The sequence below is a fragment of the Streptomyces sp. NPDC043870 genome, from assembly GCF_056435785.1.
In genome coordinates this window covers 102549-119360 of record NZ_JBWKDT010000027.1, presented here as the reverse complement: position 1 = coordinate 119360, position 16812 = coordinate 102549, and the positions used below count along the sequence as shown (strand labels likewise).

The 16812-nt window shown below is 68.7% G+C and carries 15 protein-coding genes and 2 pseudogenes; 5 read left to right on the top strand and 12 right to left on the bottom strand.

Features of this window, described 5'->3' with window-relative positions; all coding sequences use genetic code 11:
* Positions 1–169: 169 nt before the first annotated feature.
* The 4 genes from AC0699_RS27795 to AC0699_RS27780 are packed head-to-tail and all read right to left on the bottom strand — an operon-like array spanning position 170 to position 5797.
* Positions 170–1171: an ABC transporter substrate-binding protein gene (locus AC0699_RS27795; protein ID WP_478665390.1), complete on the bottom strand. Its 1002-nt coding sequence runs from the start codon at positions 1169–1171 to the stop codon at positions 170–172.
* 59 nt (positions 1172–1230) lie between these two features.
* The gene (locus AC0699_RS27790) at positions 1231–3219 is read right to left on the bottom strand and encodes an ABC transporter permease subunit (protein ID WP_478665387.1); all 1989 of its coding nucleotides are present in this window, start codon (positions 3217–3219) and stop codon (positions 1231–1233) included.
* On the bottom strand, positions 3219–4307 hold the full coding sequence (locus tag AC0699_RS27785; RefSeq protein WP_478665385.1) for a quaternary amine ABC transporter ATP-binding protein: 1089 nt from the start codon (positions 4305–4307) through the stop codon (positions 3219–3221). The genes AC0699_RS27790 and AC0699_RS27785 overlap by 1 nt, the downstream gene beginning before the upstream one ends.
* A gap of 20 nt (positions 4308–4327) precedes the next feature.
* A complete protein-coding gene (locus AC0699_RS27780; protein ID WP_478665383.1) occupies positions 4328–5797 on the bottom strand; it encodes an aldehyde dehydrogenase family protein in 1470 nt (489 codons plus the stop codon).
* A 220-nt stretch (positions 5798–6017) separates the two neighbouring features.
* Between AC0699_RS27780 and purU the strand changes: the two genes are divergently transcribed.
* Positions 6018–6890 carry a formyltetrahydrofolate deformylase gene (gene purU, locus AC0699_RS27775; protein WP_478665381.1) on the top strand — a complete coding sequence of 291 codons (873 nt, stop codon included), beginning with the start codon at positions 6018–6020 and terminating at the stop codon, positions 6888–6890.
* 122 nt (positions 6891–7012) lie between these two features.
* Here the strand turns inward: purU and AC0699_RS27770 are convergent, their stop codons facing one another.
* Together AC0699_RS27770 and betA are read right to left on the bottom strand one after the other, a co-directional pair.
* Entirely contained in the window at positions 7013–7837 is an 825-nt protein-coding gene (locus AC0699_RS27770) for a methylenetetrahydrofolate reductase (RefSeq protein ID WP_478665378.1), read from the bottom strand.
* Positions 7834–9492, bottom strand: a complete 1659-nt coding sequence (betA, locus tag AC0699_RS27765; protein WP_478665376.1) for a choline dehydrogenase — start codon at positions 9490–9492, stop codon at positions 7834–7836. Before betA ends, AC0699_RS27770 begins: the two co-directional genes overlap by 4 nt.
* Positions 9493–9634: 142 nt before the next feature.
* Here betA and AC0699_RS27760 point away from each other — a divergent pair, with 142 nt between their 5' ends.
* Positions 9635–10432 carry an IclR family transcriptional regulator gene (locus tag AC0699_RS27760; protein ID WP_478665373.1) on the top strand — a complete coding sequence of 266 codons (798 nt, stop codon included), beginning with the start codon at positions 9635–9637 and terminating at the stop codon, positions 10430–10432.
* A gap of 184 nt (positions 10433–10616) precedes the next feature.
* Here AC0699_RS27760 and AC0699_RS27755 read toward each other — a convergent pair whose 3' ends face one another.
* The 3 genes from AC0699_RS27755 to AC0699_RS27745 all read right to left on the bottom strand — a co-directional run bounded on the left by AC0699_RS27755 (position 10617) and on the right by AC0699_RS27745 (position 13409).
* The gene (locus AC0699_RS27755) at positions 10617–11750 is read right to left on the bottom strand and encodes an aromatic ring-hydroxylating oxygenase subunit alpha (RefSeq protein ID WP_478665371.1); all 1134 of its coding nucleotides are present in this window, start codon (positions 11748–11750) and stop codon (positions 10617–10619) included.
* A 127-nt stretch (positions 11751–11877) separates the two neighbouring features.
* Positions 11878–13050, bottom strand: a complete 1173-nt coding sequence (locus AC0699_RS27750) for an NAD(P)/FAD-dependent oxidoreductase (RefSeq protein ID WP_478665369.1) — start codon at positions 13048–13050, stop codon at positions 11878–11880.
* Positions 13047–13409 carry a bifunctional 3-phenylpropionate/cinnamic acid dioxygenase ferredoxin subunit gene (locus AC0699_RS27745; RefSeq protein WP_478665365.1) on the bottom strand — a complete coding sequence of 121 codons (363 nt, stop codon included), beginning with the start codon at positions 13407–13409 and terminating at the stop codon, positions 13047–13049. The genes AC0699_RS27750 and AC0699_RS27745 overlap by 4 nt, the downstream gene beginning before the upstream one ends.
* A gap of 167 nt (positions 13410–13576) precedes the next feature.
* Between AC0699_RS27745 and AC0699_RS27740 the strand changes: the two are divergent.
* Positions 13577–13648, top strand: a pseudogene (locus AC0699_RS27740) (serine dehydratase beta chain); the annotation flags it as partial.
* On the opposite strand, the gene AC0699_RS27735 reads toward AC0699_RS27740, so the two are convergent.
* Entirely contained in the window at positions 13628–13930 is a 303-nt protein-coding gene (locus AC0699_RS27735) for a hypothetical protein (protein WP_478665362.1), read from the bottom strand. The pseudogene AC0699_RS27740 and the gene AC0699_RS27735 overlap by 21 nt on opposite strands.
* 85 nt (positions 13931–14015) lie before the next feature.
* On the opposite strand from AC0699_RS27735, the pseudogene AC0699_RS27730 reads away from it, so the two are divergent.
* Positions 14016–14128, top strand: a pseudogene (locus AC0699_RS27730) (L-serine ammonia-lyase, iron-sulfur-dependent, subunit alpha); the annotation flags it as partial.
* A 33-nt stretch (positions 14129–14161) separates the two neighbouring features.
* Here AC0699_RS27730 and AC0699_RS27725 read toward each other — a convergent pair.
* Positions 14162–14791, bottom strand: coding sequence for an MBL fold metallo-hydrolase (locus tag AC0699_RS27725; protein ID WP_478665358.1), 630 nt, complete (start codon positions 14789–14791; stop codon positions 14162–14164).
* A complete protein-coding gene (locus AC0699_RS27720; RefSeq protein WP_478665355.1) occupies positions 14791–15876 on the bottom strand; it encodes an S-(hydroxymethyl)mycothiol dehydrogenase in 1086 nt (361 codons plus the stop codon). Before AC0699_RS27720 ends, AC0699_RS27725 begins: the two co-directional genes overlap by 1 nt.
* Positions 15877–16175: 299 nt before the next feature.
* On the opposite strand from AC0699_RS27720, the gene AC0699_RS27715 reads away from it, so the two are divergent.
* On the top strand, positions 16176–16766 hold the full coding sequence (locus AC0699_RS27715; protein ID WP_478665349.1) for a TetR/AcrR family transcriptional regulator: 591 nt from the start codon (positions 16176–16178) through the stop codon (positions 16764–16766).
* Positions 16767–16812: the final 46 nt, after the last annotated feature.

Below are 16812 nucleotides of genomic sequence, written 5' to 3'. Positions count from 1 at the left end.
AAGGGGGGCGGGCGCTAAAGCACGAAAAAAAAAAGGGGGGGAAAAAGAAAAAAAACCCCAAAAAAAAAAAAACCCCCCCCCCCCCCCCCACAACCCCCCCCCCCCCCCCCCCCCCCCCCCCCCCCCCCCCCCCCCCCCACGGCTGTGCTTGTCGGCCCGTTCTTGTGGATCAGCTCTTCGCGAGCCAGGCGTCGACCTTGTCGCGGTTGGCATCCACCCACTTCTTGGCCGCCGCCTCCGGCGACATCTTGTCCTCGGCGATGTATTTCGCCACGAGGTTCTGGTCCTCGTTCGTCCAGGTGAAGTTCTTCACGAGGTCATGGGCGGGGCTCCCGGAGTCGGCGAACTTCTTGCTGACGATCTTGTCGAGCTGGTACTCGGGGTAGTCGCAGGCGACCTTCTCCGCATCGGCGTCGCAACCGGCCGTGTACTTGGGGAGATTCACCTTCGCCAGGTCGACCTCCGACAGGAACCACTGGGGCGCGTAGAAGTACCCGATCACCCAGCTCTTCTTGGCCTCGGCCTGCCGGAACGCCTGGATCAGAGCCGCTTCGCTGCCGCCGTAGACGACCTTGTAGTCAAGTTTGAGATTCTTCACCAGTGCGGCGTCGTTCGTGACGAACGACGGATCACCGTCGAGGAACTGGCCCTTGTCCCCGGATTCCGACGTCTTGAAATTGGCGGCGTATTTGTTGAGGTTCTTCCAGTCGGTGATGTCCGGGTGCTCCTTGGCCAGCCACGGCGGCACGAACCACCCGATGACGCCCTTGTTGCCGGTCGGGCCGGCCGCCACGGCGGTCTTCTGGTCGGTGATGTACTTCTTCTTCAGGTCGTCATGGCCCCAGTTCTCGACAATGGCGTCCACCTCTCCGGTGCCGAACCCCTGCCAGGCGACCTCTTCCTTCAGGTCCTTCTTGGTGACCTTGCACTTGAGGTCCTTCTCGGCGACGTACGCGATGACCGCCGCATTGGCCTCGTAGCCGACCCAGGGGTTGACCGCGAGGTTGAACGTGCCGCACTTGCCGGAGGCGCCGCCCGACGCACCCGGCCCCGACTCACCCACCTTGGCGCCGCTGCAACCGGTCACGGCGGCCAGGCCCAGGGCCGCAAGACCGGCCACCACGGTCCGGCGTCTCGCGGGCCGCGACTGCGTAATGAGGTTCCGCATCATGTGCTGCCTCCTGTGCTTCTTCCTGTGACTGCCGGATTGGGGCCGGCCTAGGGCCGGTCCTAGCGGGCGGCGGGCGTCGTCGTGCGCCGTGCCGCTGCTTGAGTGATCCGGTCGAACATGACCCCCAGCAGGACGATGGCGAGGCCTGCCGCGAGGCCCTTGCCGTACAACTCGCCCTGGGAGAAACCGGCTACGACGTCGTAGCCCAGGGCGCCCGCCCCGACCAGCCCGCCCACGACCACCATGGACAGGACGTAGATCAGGCCCTGGTTGGTGGCGAGCGTCAGGGCGCCGCGCGACATGGGGAGCTGGACCTTGGTGATGATCTGCCAGGTGCTGGAGCCGGCTGCCGTGGCGGCCTCCACCGTGGTCTCCGGCACCGCTCGCACACCGTCCGCGATGATCTTGATAGTCACGGGGGCCGCAAAGACGACCGCGGCGATGATCGCCGTGAAGCGAGTGGCGCCGAACAGTGCCAGGAACGGCACCAGATACACGAACGACGGCATGGTCTGGCCTGCATCGAGGCTCGGTCTGATCAGCCGGTCAGCCAGGGAACTGCGGCCCATCCAGACGCCGACCACCACACCGAGCAGCATGACGATCAGGGTCGCCACCGCCGTGGAGGCCAGCGTCGTCATGCTGTCCGACCACACTCCGGTCGCCACGAGCAGGGCCACGCAGCCGGCCGCCGTGGCACCCGCGCGCCACCCGCCGAGCACCGCGCCGACCGCGACGAGGACCACGCCGACCAGCCACCACGGGGACTCGGTGAGCAGCGTCTCGAAGGGGTTGAGCAGCGCGGTGGTGATCAGGTCCCTGGTTCCGTTGGTCAGTCCGCCGAAGGTGTCCTGCGACCACTGGGTGACCGAGTCCGCGGTGCGTGCGATCGCGCTGCCGACTCCGGCGTCGCCGGGGAACTGGGCTGCCCACACATAGGTGTGGGAGAGCCACACGCACACCGCCGCCGCTGCACCGCCTGCCATCAGCAGCGGCCGGCGCCACTTCGTGAAGCGGCCGGCTCCTCGCTTCCTCGCGGCCTCCACGCGGTCACCCGCCGCGGTCGTCACCCGGTCCAGCACGATGGCCATGACCACGATGGCGAGCCCGGCGTTGAAGGCCACGCCGACGTCGAGGGTCTGGAGCGCCTTGACGACGGTTTTTCCCAGGCCGGGCGCGCCGATCAGGGCGGCGATGGTGACCATGGACAGCGTGGCCATGATGGTCTGGTTCACACCCATCACGACGGTCCGTTTGGCCATGGGAAGCAGCACCTTCGTGAGCGTCTGCCGCCGAGTCGACCCCAGCGACTCGGCGGCCTCGACGGTGGTGGCAGGCACGGAACGGATGGCGTGCGCGGTGATACGAATGGCCGGAGGCGCCGCGTAGATGAGCGTGGCGATCGTGGCGGATGCCGGGCCGATGAGAAAGAACAGCGTCAGCGGGGCCAGATAGACGAAGGTCGGCATCGTCTGCATGAAGTCGAGGAACGGCGTGATGGCACTGTTCACCCGGTCGGAGAGCCCTGCCCAGACCCCGAGCGGGATCCCGATGAGCAGGGAGACCAGGACCGCCGACAGGGTCAGTGCCAGGGTGTCCATGCTTTCCTGCCACAGTCCCTGCAGCCCGAGGAAGACGAACCCGGCCACGGCCAGGGCGGCGACGCGGATGTTCCCGAAGGCCCAGGAGACGTAGCCGGCGAGAGCGACAACACCCAGCCATCCGATGACGGGAACCGGGCGGTCGCCCGTCGGCTGCGAGATCAGCGACTGGATGAAGGTGACGAGGTTGTCGATGACCAGCCGGATCTCGTTGAAGAAGTAGAGGAAGACCGGATTGCTGTTGCGGTTCGCCCCGATCGTGTCGTTGACCGAGTTGAACCAGCGGTGCAGATCCGTCAGATCGGCCGCCGCCAGGGCCAGGGTCTGCCGCCCGCGCAGGGCGGCGAACAGCACCAGCCAGGCGATCAGTATCGCGGCCACCACGACGCGGCGGCGGACTCGGCGTGCGGCGGCGACCGGGGCGGCCGCGCCGGCGGCAACAGCCATCACGCACCGCCTTCCTGTCCGGCCACGACCGCGAGGATCTCCTCGTCGCCGACGATGCCCAGCAACCGCCCGTCCTCGACGACCTTGACCGGCTTGTCGGCGGCGAGCACCGCCCGCGTCGCCTCACGCACCACGACATCGGGGCCCAGCTCGGGGCCGTCGAGGGCGTCGTCGGGCTCAGGTTCGCGCATGATCCAGCGCAGGGTCAGGACTTCGGCGCGCGGCACGTCCCGGACGAATTCGCGAACGTAGTCGTCGGCGGGCGCGCCGACCAGTTCGTCACCCGTGCCGCACTGGACCGTCCTGCCGTCGCGCATGATGAGGATGCGGTCGCCGAGCTTGAGTGCTTCGGACAGATCGTGGGTGATGAAGACCATGGTCTTGCCGACCTCGTGGTGCAGGCGGATGACCTCGTTCTGCATGTCACGGCGGATCAGCGGGTCGAGCGCGGAGAACGGCTCGTCGAAGAAGAGCACATCCGGATCGCCGGCGAGCGCCCGGGCGAGACCGACACGCTGTTGCATTCCGCCGGAGAGCTGGTCGGGGTAGGAGTTCTCGTACCCGGCGAGGCCCACCAGTTCGACGACCTCCTGGGCCCGCCGGTTGCGCTCGGCCTTGCCCATGCCGCGGATCTCCAGGCCGTACGCGACGTTGTCGACGACCCTGCGGTGCGGCAGCAGACCGAAGTGCTGGAAGACCATGGAGAACTTGCGGCGCCGCAGCTCGCGCAGCCGTCCGGCGTCCGCGCCGCGGATGTCCTCGCCCTCGAAGTTGACCTCGCCCGCGGTGGGTTCGATCAGCCGGGTGAGACATCGCACCAGCGTGGACTTGCCTGAGCCGGACAGGCCCATGACGACGAAGACCTCGCCGGGCGACACCTCGAAGCTCACGTCCCGTACGGCGGCGGTGCACCCTGTGCGGTCCATGAGCTCGCGACGGGTGAGCCCGCACAGCTCCTCGGACTCCGGCACCTGGTCGGCCTTCGGCCCGAACACCTTCCACAGCCCGCGCACGGAGATGACCGGGGGCCGGTCCTGGTCCTTGGACATACCGCGCGGCTGCGGCAGTTCGGTCTGTGCTGGGGTCACGGTCGGCCTCTCTTCGGCATTCAGCCGCGGAACCAGTGCTGCGGCCGGGGTTGGATGTTCTGCCAGATGTGCTTGGGCTCGCGGTACTCGTCCAGACCGGTCGGGCCCAGTTCCCGGCCCACGCCCGAGTGCCCGAAGCCGCCCCATTCCGCCTGCGGCACATAGGGGTGGTAGTCGTTGATCCACACGGTGCCGTGGCGCAGCCGCCGAGCCACGCGCTGTGCCTTGCCCGCGTCCTGCGTCCATACGGCTCCGGCGAGTCCGTACTCGGTGTCGTTGGCGATGCGTACGGCGTCGTCCTCGCCGCTGAAGCGCTCGACGGTCAGCACGGGGCCGAAGGACTCCTCGTGCACCACGCGCATGCCCTGGTGGCAGTCGTCGAGCACGGTGGGCGGGTAGTAGTAGCCGTTGCGGAGCGCGGGGTCCTCGGGGCGGCTGCCGCCGCAGCGCAGTACGGCGCCCTCGGCAAGGCCCGCCGCGACGTACGCCTCGACCTTCTCCCGGTGCTGTGCGGAGACCAGCGGTCCCGTATCGGCCTCGGGGTCGAAGGGGCCGCCCAGGCGGATGCGACCGGCACGGCGCACGACCTCGTCGACGAAGGCGTCGTGGAGGGAGTCCTCGACGATCAGACGGGCCCCGGCCGAGCACACCTGCCCCGAGTGCAGGAAGACCGCAGTGAGAGCGAAGTCCACCGCGGTCTCGAAATCGGCGTCGGCGAAGACGACGTTGGGGTTCTTGCCGCCCAGTTCGAGAGCGACCTTCTTCACGGTGGCGGCGGCGGTGGCCATGATCAGCCGGCCGGTGTCCAGGCCCCCGGTGAAGGAGATCATGTCGATGGCGGGCGCTTCGGACAGCGGTGCGCCCATCTCGGGACCGGAGCCCAGTACGAGGTTGGCGGCCCCGGCCGGCAGACCGGCCTCCTCGAGGGCCCGCATCAGGAGGATCGAGGTGGAGGGGGTGAGTTCGCTCGGCTTCAGAACGATCGTGTTTCCGGCCAGCAGAGCAGGAGCGACCTTCCACGAGGCCTGCAGCAGTGGGTAGTTCCACGGGGTGATCAACCCGCATACGCCGACCGGCTCGTAGGTGACGCGGCTGACGGCGTCGTCACGCCCGGTGTCGACCACCCGGCCCGCTCCGGTGCCCGCGATCCCGCCGTAGTAGCGGAAACAGGAGACCACATCGGCGATGTCGTACTCGCTCTCCACCAGCCGCTTGCCGGTGTCCAGAGATTCGGCGCGCGCGAACTCCTTGGCGTCGCGCTCGATCAGATCGGCGGTACGCAGCAGCAGCGCGCCGCGCTCCCGCTCGGGGGTGCGCGGCCAGGGTCCTGCGTCGAACGCCCGGCGGGCGGCGTCGATCGCGGCCTCGCTGTCCGCCCGGGTCCCTTCGGAGACGACCGCAGCGAGCGTGCCGTCCGCGGGGCAGCGGATCTCCCGGTGGCCTCCGGCCACCGGATCGCACCACTCTCCGTCCAGATACAGGTCTGCCACGAGCGGAGCCCTTCGAGCGAAGTTCGTTGCGCATCATGCACCGCATTGCTTGTGGTGGAACACCTTGACCCGAAGGCGTGACCTGCGTCAAGAGGGCGAGACGGGCGGATTCCACCCAGGGGGCCAGTTGCACCGCCGCCCTTGACCAAGGGCCGCGCCGGCCCGACCATGTTGCGCATCACTCGCCGTGTTGTGCAATACGCACCAACGGAGGCCGCTCATGTCCCCTCGACCGCAACCTGGCCGTGAATACATCCTCACGCTCTCGTGCCCGGACCGGGCGGGGCTGGTTCACGCCGTGAGCGGCTACCTGGTCAGGAACTCCGGCAACATCCTGGAGAGCCAGCAGTTCGACGACCGGCTTCAGGGACGCTTCTTCATGAGGGTCCACTTCGAGGTGTCCGACCCGGACACCGACGTGAAGAATCTGCGTGACCGTTTCGGCCCGGTGGCCGAGGCCTACCGGATCTCGTGGACCCTGCGGGACGCCCGGACCCCGACCCGTACGCTCATCATGGTCTCGAAGTTCGGCCACTGCCTGAACGACCTGCTCTTCCGCCGGCGCACCGGCGCGCTCAACATCGACATCCCGGCCATCGTTTCCAACCACGAGGAGTTCGAGGAGCTGGCCGGGACGTACGGCATCCCCTTCCACCACATCCCGGTGACCAGGGACACCAAGGCCGGCGCCGAGGCGCGGCTTCTGGAGCTGGTGCGCGAGCTCGACGTCGACCTGGTGGTGCTCGCCCGCTACATGCAGATCCTCTCCGACGACCTGTGCAAGCAGCTCGAGGGCCGCGCCATCAACATCCACCACTCGTTCCTGCCAAGTTTCAAGGGCGCGCGCCCCTACCAGCAGGCGTACGAGCGCGGGGTGAAGCTCGTCGGCGCCACGGCGCACTATGTGACGCCGGACCTGGACGAGGGGCAGATCATCGAGCAGGACGTGGTCCGCGTCGATCATGCACTCGCCCCCGACGCGCTGGTCACGGTCGGGCGGGACGTGGAGGCACAGGTGCTGGCGCATGCGGTGAAGTGGCACAGCGAGAGCCGCGTCATGCTGCACGGGAACCGGACCATCGTCTTCCGCTGAGCCGTACGCGGTCGCCGGCGGGCGTTGTTCCGCCCTTCGGGCGTGTCCTCGATCCGTCGGCGGGGCTCCATGGAGTCCCATCGGCGGATCGAGGCGCAGGGTACCGAGCCCGGTTGCGGGAACTACCAACCGTCGAGGCACTCCAGCATGCCGCGCCGCCAGCGCTCGGTCTCGGCGATCTGGTTGAACGTGAAGAGATGCAGGCCCGCCACCAGCGCTTCGGGCGCGGTCAGCGCCGCTGCACCGCGCCGCAGCAACCGCTCCGGCGCGTAGCCGCCCGGCGCGGCGAAGCGCACGAACCAGGAGGCGTGCCGGGCCAGGAAGCGCGTCGACTCCCCCACACCGATCTTCGCCGCCATCGACAGCAGTTTCGTCCGTTCGACGGGCCCGGCCACCCCGACATGCATCGGCAGCGTGACACCGCGCCGCCGTACCCGCGTCACCCACTCCCCGAGCAGGCGCGGATCGAAGCAGAGATTGCTGACGATGTACGTGGCATGGGCGCGCTTGTCCCACATCGCCTGAACGGCGATGTCGTCGTCGATGAGCGGATGACTCTCCGGGTAGCCGGTGATACCGACCCTGGCGAAGGGGCTGCCCAGTTCGCCGAGCCGCCGCAGCACGGGCAGCGCACCCTCGTACGGGCCGGCGGGCGGATCGGCGTCACCGGCCGGTACGAAGACGTCGTCCACCCCCGCCTCCCGCAGCCGGTGCACCACCTCCGCCACATGGGCTCCGTCCCGCAGCAGCCGGGCCGGCACATGCGGTACGACTCGGTAACCGTGCGCTGCCAGCCGGGTCGCGAGATCGAGCGTCGGCTCCAGCCCCTTGACCGGGGACGCGGTGACCGTGACCACCACGTCCGGCGGCACATGGGCGAGGACCTTGTCGTACGTGGACTTCGCCGGCAGGACCTCGTAGCGGACGCTCTTCAGCAGTGTTCTCACCGCGGGTCACGGAGCCGGTAGTACGGGGCCTTGGAGGGCGGCAGCGGCTCCTTGCCAAGAATGAGGTCGGCGGCCTTTTCCGCGATCATCATCACGGGTGCGTAGATGTTGCCGTTGGTCACGTACGGCATCACGGAGGCATCCACGACGCGAAGCCCCTCCACGCCGTGCACCCGCATGCTCTCCGGGTCGACCACGGCCATCTCGTCGGTGCCCATCTTGCAGGTGCAGGAGGGATGCAGAGCGGTCTCGCCCTCCTTCGCCACCCAGGCGAGGATCTCCTCGTCGCTCTCCACGGACGGCCCGGGCGAGATCTCTCCGTCGTTGTACGGGGCGAGCGCGGGCTGGTTCAGGAGCTTGCGAGTCACCCGGAGCGCCTCGACCCACTCACGCCGGTCCTGTTCTGTGGACAGGTAGTTGAAGCGCAGGGCCGGGTGCTCCCGCGGGTCCTTGCTCTTGATCTTCACCGAGCCGACCGCGTCGGAGTACATAGGTCCGACGTGCACCTGGTAGCCGTGCCCCCCGGAAGGCGCGGACCCGTCGTAGCGGACCGCGATGGGCAGGAAGTGAAACATCAGGTTGGGGTAGTCCACGTCCTCGTTGCTGCGGACGAAGCCGCCGGCCTCGAAGTGATTGGTCGCGGCCGGACCCTTGCGGAAGAGCCACTGCACTCCGATGGAGGGATAGCGGTACCACTTCATGTACGGCTGCATGGAGACCGGCTGCTTGCAGGCGTACTGGACGTACACCTCCAGGTGGTCCTGCAGGTTCTCGCCGACGCCCGGCAGATGGTGGACGACGTCGACGCCGAGGGCGCGCAGCTCCCCGGCGTTTCCGACACCGGAGAGCTGCAGCAGCTGCGGGGAGTTGATCGCACCGCCGCAGAGGATGACCTCGCGGGCCCGCACCTGCTGGACCCGTCCCCTGCCGCGCTGGTACTCGACACCGACGGCACGCTTGCCCTCGAAGATCACGCGGGTGACCAGGGCACGGGTCCTGACGTCAAGATTCGGCCGCCTCCTCACGGGCTTGAGGTACGCCTTCGAAGCCGACAGACGGCGCCCGCGGTGGACGTTGCGGTCAAAGGGCGCGAAGCCTTCCTGCCGATAACCGTTGACGTCGTCGGTACGGGGGTACCCGGCCTCCTGGACGGCCTCGAGAAAGGCGGGGAAGAGCGGGCTGGAGGCGGGGCCGCGTTCGAGGACGAGGGGGCCGTCGTGGCCCCGGAACTCGTCGTCGGGTCCGGCCGCCAGACAGTTCTCCATCCGCTGGAAGTACGGCAGGCAGTGCGCGTAGTCCCAGGTCTCCATCCCCTGGTCGGCCGCCCAGCGCTCGTAGTCCATGGGGTTGCCGCGCTGGAAGATCATGCCGTTGATGCTGCTGGAACCGCCGAGCACCTTGCCGCGGGCGTGGTAGACGCGCCGGCCGCCCATGTGGGGCTCGGGCTCGGACTCGTACTTCCAGTCGTAGAAGCGGCTGCCGATGGGGAAGGTCAGCGCCGCGGGCATGTGGATGAACACGTCCCACGGATAGTCGGGCCGGCCGGCCTCCAGCACCAGCACGCGGTTGCCCGGATCGGCGGAGAGCCGGTTCGCCAGTGCGCTGCCGGCCGATCCGCCGCCGACGATGACGAAGTCGTACTGCAGGGGAGCCATGGCTGCCTCGTCTCGATCGCGCGGTTCGATACGCGTGGCATGCTAATACCGGTACCGCTATACGCACCAGGTTGCGAGCCACGCAACTTCTGAGGTCGTGAGCCTCAGGGCAGTCGTTGTTTACTGCGCGTATAGTTTCGCTGTGAGCAACTACAGCGCAGATACCGAAACGACAGGAACGCAGCCCGGCGGGGTCCAGTCCGTCGACCGCGCCATCAGCGTGCTGGAGATCCTTGCCCAGCAGGGTGAGGCGGGCGTCAGCGACGTGGCGGCCGAGATCGAGGTCCACAAGTCCACCGCATTCCGCCTGCTCGGCGCGCTGGAGGCGCGCGGCCTGGTGGAGCAGGCGGGCGAGCGCGGGAAATACCGCCTCGGCTTCGGCATCGTCCGCCTGGCCGGCGCAGTCACCGGCCGCATCGACATCACGCAGCAGGGCCGACCGGTCTGCGAGCGCCTCGCGGAGGAGATCGGCGAGACGGTCAACATCGCCGTGATGCAGGAGCACTTCGCGATCAATCTCTTCCAGGTTCGCGGGCCGGCGGCGGTCGCGGCGCACAACTGGGTCGGCCAGCTGACACCGCTGCACGCCACCTCCAGCGGCAAGATCCTGCTGGCGCACATGCCCGCGAAGGAACGTGCCGATCTCCTGGCGCAGGCAGGCATGAAGAAGGTGACCCCGAGCACGCTGACCGCGAAGACGAAGCTCGAGAAGAACCTCGCCGAGGCCAGAGAACGCGGATACGCCTGGACCCTGGAGGAGCTGGAGATCGGGCTGCACGCCTTGGCCGCGCCCGTCCGCAACCGGGACGGCGACGTCATCGCGGCGCTCAGTGCCTCCGGACCTTCGTACCGGCTGACCGAGGAGCGCATGCGCGAGGTCGCCCCGTTGCTGCTGGGCGGGGCGGAGGAGATCAGCCACCGGATGGGGTACCTGGGCTGACCACCCGGTCGCGCCCCATGCGCAGGGCGTGGGTCGCCGCGGGGTCCCCGGCGGCGGCCCAGGTCTTGCTCCCTGCCGTTCTCGGCAGCATCGTCCCCGCGCGTCTCCCTGCCGCACCCGCGGCGTCGTCTCCGGTCCTCGCGCGGTGCCGTGCGCGCCGTCTCTGCTTCTCCCGCTCCGGGGTCTACTCGGACTGCCGGGTGCCGAGGCGCTCGTGTATCCAGTCGTGGAACGCGCCGATGTGGTGCTCGCTGGGTACGAGCACGCCGCCCTTGGCGTACAGGCGAGAGCTCATCGCGGGCTGACAGCGCTCACAGGCGTCGAAGTCCTGCCGGTTGACCCGGTCGAAGAGCTCCACGGAGCGGCTGACGTCCCTGCCACTGTCCACCACACCCTTGACGTAGAGCCAGTCGCACTCGACGATCGTGCGGTCGGCGGCGACCGGGTACATCCGGTGGAAGATCACGTGGTCGGGGACGAGATTGATGAACACCTGCGGCCTGACGGTGATCGCGTAGTAGCGGCGGTCCTGGTCCTCGGAGACCCCGGGGATGCGGTCCAGGCCTTCGGAGCCGTCCACGGTGAAGCCCTTGATCTCCGCGCCGAATTCGGCGCCGTGGCCGACGTAGTACTGCGCGGCGTAGCCATCGGCGAACTCGGGCAGGACCTCGGTGAGTTCCGGGTGGATCGTGGCGCAGTGGTAGCACTCCATGAAGTTCTCGATGATGAGCTTCCAGTTCGCCTTGACGTCGTAGACGATCCGCCTGCCGACCTCGAGGTTCCCCATGTCGTAATGGTCGATCGACTCCACGTCGCCGAGGCGTGCGACGACTTCGCCGACGACCTGTTCCTCGAAGGAGGGCGGCGTCCGGGCCAGGCAGACCCAGACGTAGCCGAGCCACTCACGCGTGGCCACACTCGCCAGGCCGTACTCGACACGGCCGACATCGGGCATCTTCGTGAGGTTGGGCGCAGCGACGAGCTTGCCCGTCAGGTCGTACGTCCATGCGTGGTACGGGCACTGGAAGGCACGCTTGACCTCGCCGGTCGGCTCCGTGCAGAGCTTGGCGCCACGGTGCCGGCAGACATTGAAGAAGGCACGGACGGAGTTGTCCCTGGCCCGCGTGACAAGGATGCTCTCGCGGCCTACGTCGACGGTCCGGAAGGCGCCGGGCCCGGCCAGGTCGGAGGAGCGCGCGGCGCAGAACCACATCGTCTCGAAGATGTGCTCCTGCTCCTGGGTGAAGATCCCGGGATCGGTGTAGTAGGAGCCGGGGAGGGTGGCGATCAGGCTGTCCGGCAGGCTGGTCGAGGTCACAGTGCACTCCTCGCGGGAAACGTCGTCGTTCGGTCGTCACGCCGGGGACGGATAGGCCCGAACGGCGTTGTGCAATACGCAACGAATGGCGTTACAGGCATCAGTGCCGGTCGCCACACCGGTGGCGTCAAGGCCTGGCGGCAGCGAGCTGCTTGCGCCAGCGGGTGAACAGGCGGGGCTGATTCATGCCGAGGACCGCGACCGGATGCCCCGACCGCCGGTAGACCGCGAGGAAGCTGCGGTCGTCGGGGAGCCCCTCCTCGACCGTCACGCTGTCGGCGCCGGCGGAATGCCCGGCGAACTGGATCCGTACCCCGTACTGGTCCGACCAGAAGTACGGCGGCTTGGGCACCCCCGGCATTGCCGTACCGCCGGACAGCAGTGCGGCCACGGCCGCGTCGGGCCGTTCCCGTGCGCCGGTCCAGTGCTCGACGCGACGATGGACCCCGGCGACGGGGTCGTACCAGGAAGCGCAGTCCCCGACCGCGACCACAGCAGCCACGTTGGTGCGACCGTCTGCACCGCACTTGACGCCGTCGTCCAGCACGACGCCGCTCCCGTCCAGCCACTCGACGCACGGGCGGGCGCCGACGCCGACGACGACGGTGTCGGCCGGGAGCCGCCGACCGTCCTCCAGCAGGACGGCACCCACCCTCCGGCCACCTTCCGCCAAGGAGAACCCGAGGACACCCACGCCGCACAGCAGGCGTACGCCGTGGTCCGCGTGGAGCGTGGAGACAACGCCTCCCATGACCTCGCCGAGCGGTCCGGCCAGCGGTGTCGGCGCCGCCTCGACGACCGTCACATCGAGCCCCAGGCCGTACGCGGTCGAGGCGACCTCGGCGCCTATGAACCCGCCGCCGATCACCACCAGATTCCCGCCCCGGGCCAGGTCGGCCCGCAGGGCGCGGGCGTCGTCCAGAGTGCGCAGCGTATGCACGCCGGCGAGGCCGTCGCCGCCCGGCAGCATGCGCGCGGTCGCACCCGTGGCGATGACGACCCCGTCGGCCCGGACGGACCGGCCGTCGGCGAGCCGCACGGCGCGATCAGTGCGGTCGAGTCCCGCGGCCCGCACACCGAGCAGCCACTCCGCCTGCAGGTCCTCTCCCTCCGTCTCCAGCGCGAGATCCGCTTCACCGATCTCGCCGGCGAGGAACTCCTTGGACAACGGCGGTCGGTCGTAGGGGCGGTGCGGCTCGTCGCCGATCACGACCAGCCGTCCGTCGTAGCCCTGATTACGCAGTGAGCGTGCGGCCGATAGTCCGGCGAGCGAGGCACCCACCACGGCCACGGTTCTCACGCGGGACCTCCGGCGAGCCGCGCCGCAATGCAGGGCGGCAGGTTCGGGGCCTCCGTGGACGGCAGGACATAGATCATGCCGTCCTCGACAAGGACCTGGTGGGTGCGGACGGGGAGCTTGGCCGGCGGCGAATCGACGGCCCCGGTCCGGAGGTCGAACTTCGAGGCGTGCAACGGGCATTCGACCTCGCACCCCTCCAGCCAGCCGTCAGCGAGCGACGCGTCCTGGTGGGTGCACGTGTCGTCGATGGCGAAGATCTCGCCCTCATCGGTGTGGAACACCGACACGGGCGGATCGATGTCGAGCCGGCAGGCCTCGCCTCGTGGCAGATCCGCGAGACGGCACGCGGGAATCATCATGACACCTCGGTGCATATAGCGAAACGGATTGCGGTAAGCGCAACGTCAGTTTGGGGTCCCCCCAAACCCTTGTCAAGGCGTCCCCCAGACACTCCGACCCCTTGCTTTATGTTGCTCCCTACGCAACGTTGCGCGCAGAGCACAACGCCTGGTTCGGAGAAAACGACGTGCCGATCAGCGTCTTCGACCTGTTCAAAGTCGGTTTCGGGCCGTCGAGCTCACACATCGTGAGGCCCAGGAAAGCAGCCCGCCTCTTCGTCACCGCGCTGGACGATGACGGCATGCCGCCCCACGTCGGCCCGGTGCGGCGGTTCCAGGCCCTGGGACACGACGGCGGTGAGCTGAGGACACGTGCGTACTACCCGGTGGGCGGCGCCTTCGTCGTCGACGAGGCCGCGACGGGAGCCGACCGGATCAAGCCCGACGAAACCGCCGTACGGCTTCGCTTCCGCTCCGCGTCGGAACTGCTGCCGCGTGCCTACGAGTCCGGCCTGCCCCCTCAGCGGGGTGATGCTCGCCAACGAACCGTCCTGGCGGAGCGAGAGCGAGGTGCGCGCCGGCACCCTCACCGCGGACGTGCAGCTCGCGGACCCCCTGAAGGTCAGTGTGGTCTCGCTCGACAAGGTCATCACGACCATGCGCGAGACGGGATCCGACTGAAGGTGAAGTACAAGGAGACCTCGCGCGGAGGGCTCGCGGTCAACGTCGTCGAGTGCTGACCCGAGCCCGTCGCGAGGCGATCGGAACCCGCGTCAGAACCCGCGGTCGATCCACTCCTGCAGATGCGGGGCCTCCGCGCCGATGGTGGTCGTGTCCCCGTGGCCGGTGTGCACGACGGTATCGCCGGGCATCGTCAGCAGCCGGTCGCGGATCGACTCGATGATGGTGCCGAAGTGACTGTACGACCGCCCCGTCGCCCCCGGCCCGCCCGCGAAGAGCGTGTCTCCGCTGAACAGCGCGTTCAGAGCCGGTGCGTACAGGCAGACCGCGCCGGGCGCATGGCCGGGTGTGTGCAGCACGGTGAGATCGGCACCCGCCACGGTCAGGGCCTGCCCGTCCGCCAGTTCGGCGTCGGGCAGCCGCTCGGAGTGGGTCTGCTTCCACAGCGGCAGGTCGTCCGGGTGCAGCAGGATCGGAGCGCCGGTTCGGTCGGCGAGCGCCGGGGCGGCGTCGATGTGGTCGTTGTGGGCGTGTGTGCAGACGATCGCGCGAAGCGTACGGCCGGCGAGCGCGTCCACGATGGCGTCCGCGTCGTGCGCCGCGTCGATGACGACCGCCTCCCTGTCGTCGCCGACGATCCACACGTTGTTGTCGACGTCCCAGGTGCCGCCGTCCAGCGAGAAGGTGCCGGAGGTGACCAGTCGCGTGATGCCGGCGGCCATCAGAGGACCACCACCGAGCGCAGGACGTCACCGCGATGCATCCGCTCGAAGGCCTTCTCGACGTCGTCGAGTGCGATGGTCTCGGTCACGAACGCCTCCAGATCCAGTCGCCCCTGCAAGTGGAGGTCGATCAGCATCGGGAAATCGCGGCTGGGGAGGCAGTCGCCGTACCAGGAAGACTTGAGCACTCCGCCGCGTCCGAAGACATCCAGAAGCGGCAGTTCGAGCTTCATGTCGGGGGTGGGGACGCCGACGAGAACGACGGTCCCGGCCAGGTCACGAGCGTAGAAGGCCTGTCGGTACGACTCCGGACGGCCGACGGCCTCGATGACCACGTCCGCACCGAAGCCGCCGGTCAGTTCGCGGACCGCCTCCACCGGATCGGTCTCCTTGGAGTTGACGGTGTGGGTGGCGCCGAGCTTCTTCGCGGTGGCCAGCTTCCGCGCGTCGATGTCCACCGCGATGATCTTCGCCGCGCCGGCGAGCCGGGACCCGGCGATCGCCGCGTCGCCGACGCCACCGCAGCCGATGACGGCGACGGAATCGCCACGGCCGACCTGGCCGGTGTTGATCGCGGCGCCAATGCCCGCCATCACACCACAGCCCAGGAGTCCCGCGACCGCGGCCGACGCCCTCTCGTCGACCTTCGTGCACTGCCCGGCCGCCACGAGCGTCTTCTCGGCGAAGGCGCCGATTCCCAGGGCCGGGGACAACTCGCTGCCATCGGCGAGGGTCATCTTCTGCTTGGCGTTATGGGTGTTGAAGCAGTACCAAGGCCGCCCCCGCAGACAGGCCCGGCACTGACCGCAGACCGCACGCCAGTTCAGGATGACGAAGTCGCCCGGCTCGAGGTCGGTGACCCCCTCGCCGACCGCCTCGACCCGGCCCGCCGCCTCGTGGCCGAGCAGGAAGGGGAAGTCGTCGTTGATGCCGCCCTCGCGATAGTGCAGATCGGTGTGGCAGACCCCGCAGGCCTCGACCTTCACCAGAGCTTCACCCTGGCCGGGGTCGGGCACGGTGATCGTTTCCAGGCTGACGGGGGCGCCTTTGCCCCGCGCGACAACAGCACGGACCTGGTGAGCCATGGCCACTCCTCGACTGGTCTGAATCCCTGGAGCACGAGTTGCTCATTACGGCACGCATTCCATTCACCGCAACAACAGCATCACGGAGACCGGACTCGCGGTCAAGGATGCTGCGCGTCAGCCGCAGCCGGATCGCATCGCCCGCCGCAGTTGGTGAGGCAGCTCAACGGACCACTGCGCCACAAGGCTCGGCCTGCAGCCGGCCCGGGCAGGCCGGGTCGGGGGCGGGTCCGGGGGGGCGGATCGCCACCTGGGGGGAATCTCACGTACCTTCAGTACGTGAAGGACGGGGGTAGAGGATGACTCAAGGGATTCGGGCACAGCAGCGGGAGCAGACTCGGCAGGCACTGGTGCGGGAGAGCAGACGGTTGTTCTCCACGCTGGGGTACGGAGCCGTGGGGCTGTCGGAGATCGTACGTGCGGCGGGTGTCACCAAGGGCGCGCTGTACCACCACTTCTCCAGCAAGGCCGAGCTGTTCCGGGCCGTGCTGGAGCAGGTGCAGCAGGAGGTGGCCGAGCGAATCGCGGAGACGGCGGACGCCCGGGAGGACACCTGGGACCAGCTCGTCTCCGGATGCCAGGCGTTCCTCACCGTGTCCACCGATCCGGCGATCCAGCGCATCATGCTCGTCGACGGTCCCGCGGTCCTCGGCTGGAGCGAGTGGCGGGTCATGAACGAGACGACCTCCGGGCGACACCTGGCGCAGGTGCTCGGAGATCTGATCGGTGAGGGGACGATCGCCGCGCAACCGGTCGAGCCGCTCACCCATCTGCTGTCGGGCGCGATGAACGAGGCGGCGCTGTGGCTGGCCTCGTCGACGAACCCCCGCGATCTCGACGACACCCAGGACGCGCTGGTGGCGATGCTGGAAGCCCTGCGGGTCAAGTGACATGGAAAGGCGCCCCGCCGAGTGCGGGGCGCCTCGTCCGTACGAG

Excerpts from the sequence above, each read along its gene's own strand:
- AC0699_RS27795 (WP_478665390.1), bottom strand. The coding sequence starts at position 1,171 with ATGATGCGGAACCTCATTACGCAGTCGCGGCCCGCGAGACGCCGGACC.
- AC0699_RS27790 (WP_478665387.1), bottom strand. The coding sequence starts at position 3,219 with ATGGCTGTTGCCGCCGGCGCGGCCGCCCCGGTCGCCGCCGCACGCCGA.
- purU (WP_478665381.1), top strand. The coding sequence starts at position 6,018 with ATGTCCCCTCGACCGCAACCTGGCCGTGAATACATCCTCACGCTCTCG.
- betA (WP_478665376.1), bottom strand. The coding sequence starts at position 9,492 with ATGGCTCCCCTGCAGTACGACTTCGTCATCGTCGGCGGCGGATCGGCC.
- AC0699_RS27745 (WP_478665365.1), bottom strand. The coding sequence starts at position 13,409 with ATGATGATTCCCGCGTGCCGTCTCGCGGATCTGCCACGAGGCGAGGCC.
- AC0699_RS27725 (WP_478665358.1), bottom strand. The coding sequence starts at position 14,791 with ATGGCCGCCGGCATCACGCGACTGGTCACCTCCGGCACCTTCTCGCTG.
- AC0699_RS27720 (WP_478665355.1), bottom strand. The coding sequence starts at position 15,876 with ATGGCTCACCAGGTCCGTGCTGTTGTCGCGCGGGGCAAAGGCGCCCCC.
- AC0699_RS27715 (WP_478665349.1), top strand. The coding sequence starts at position 16,176 with ATGACTCAAGGGATTCGGGCACAGCAGCGGGAGCAGACTCGGCAGGCA.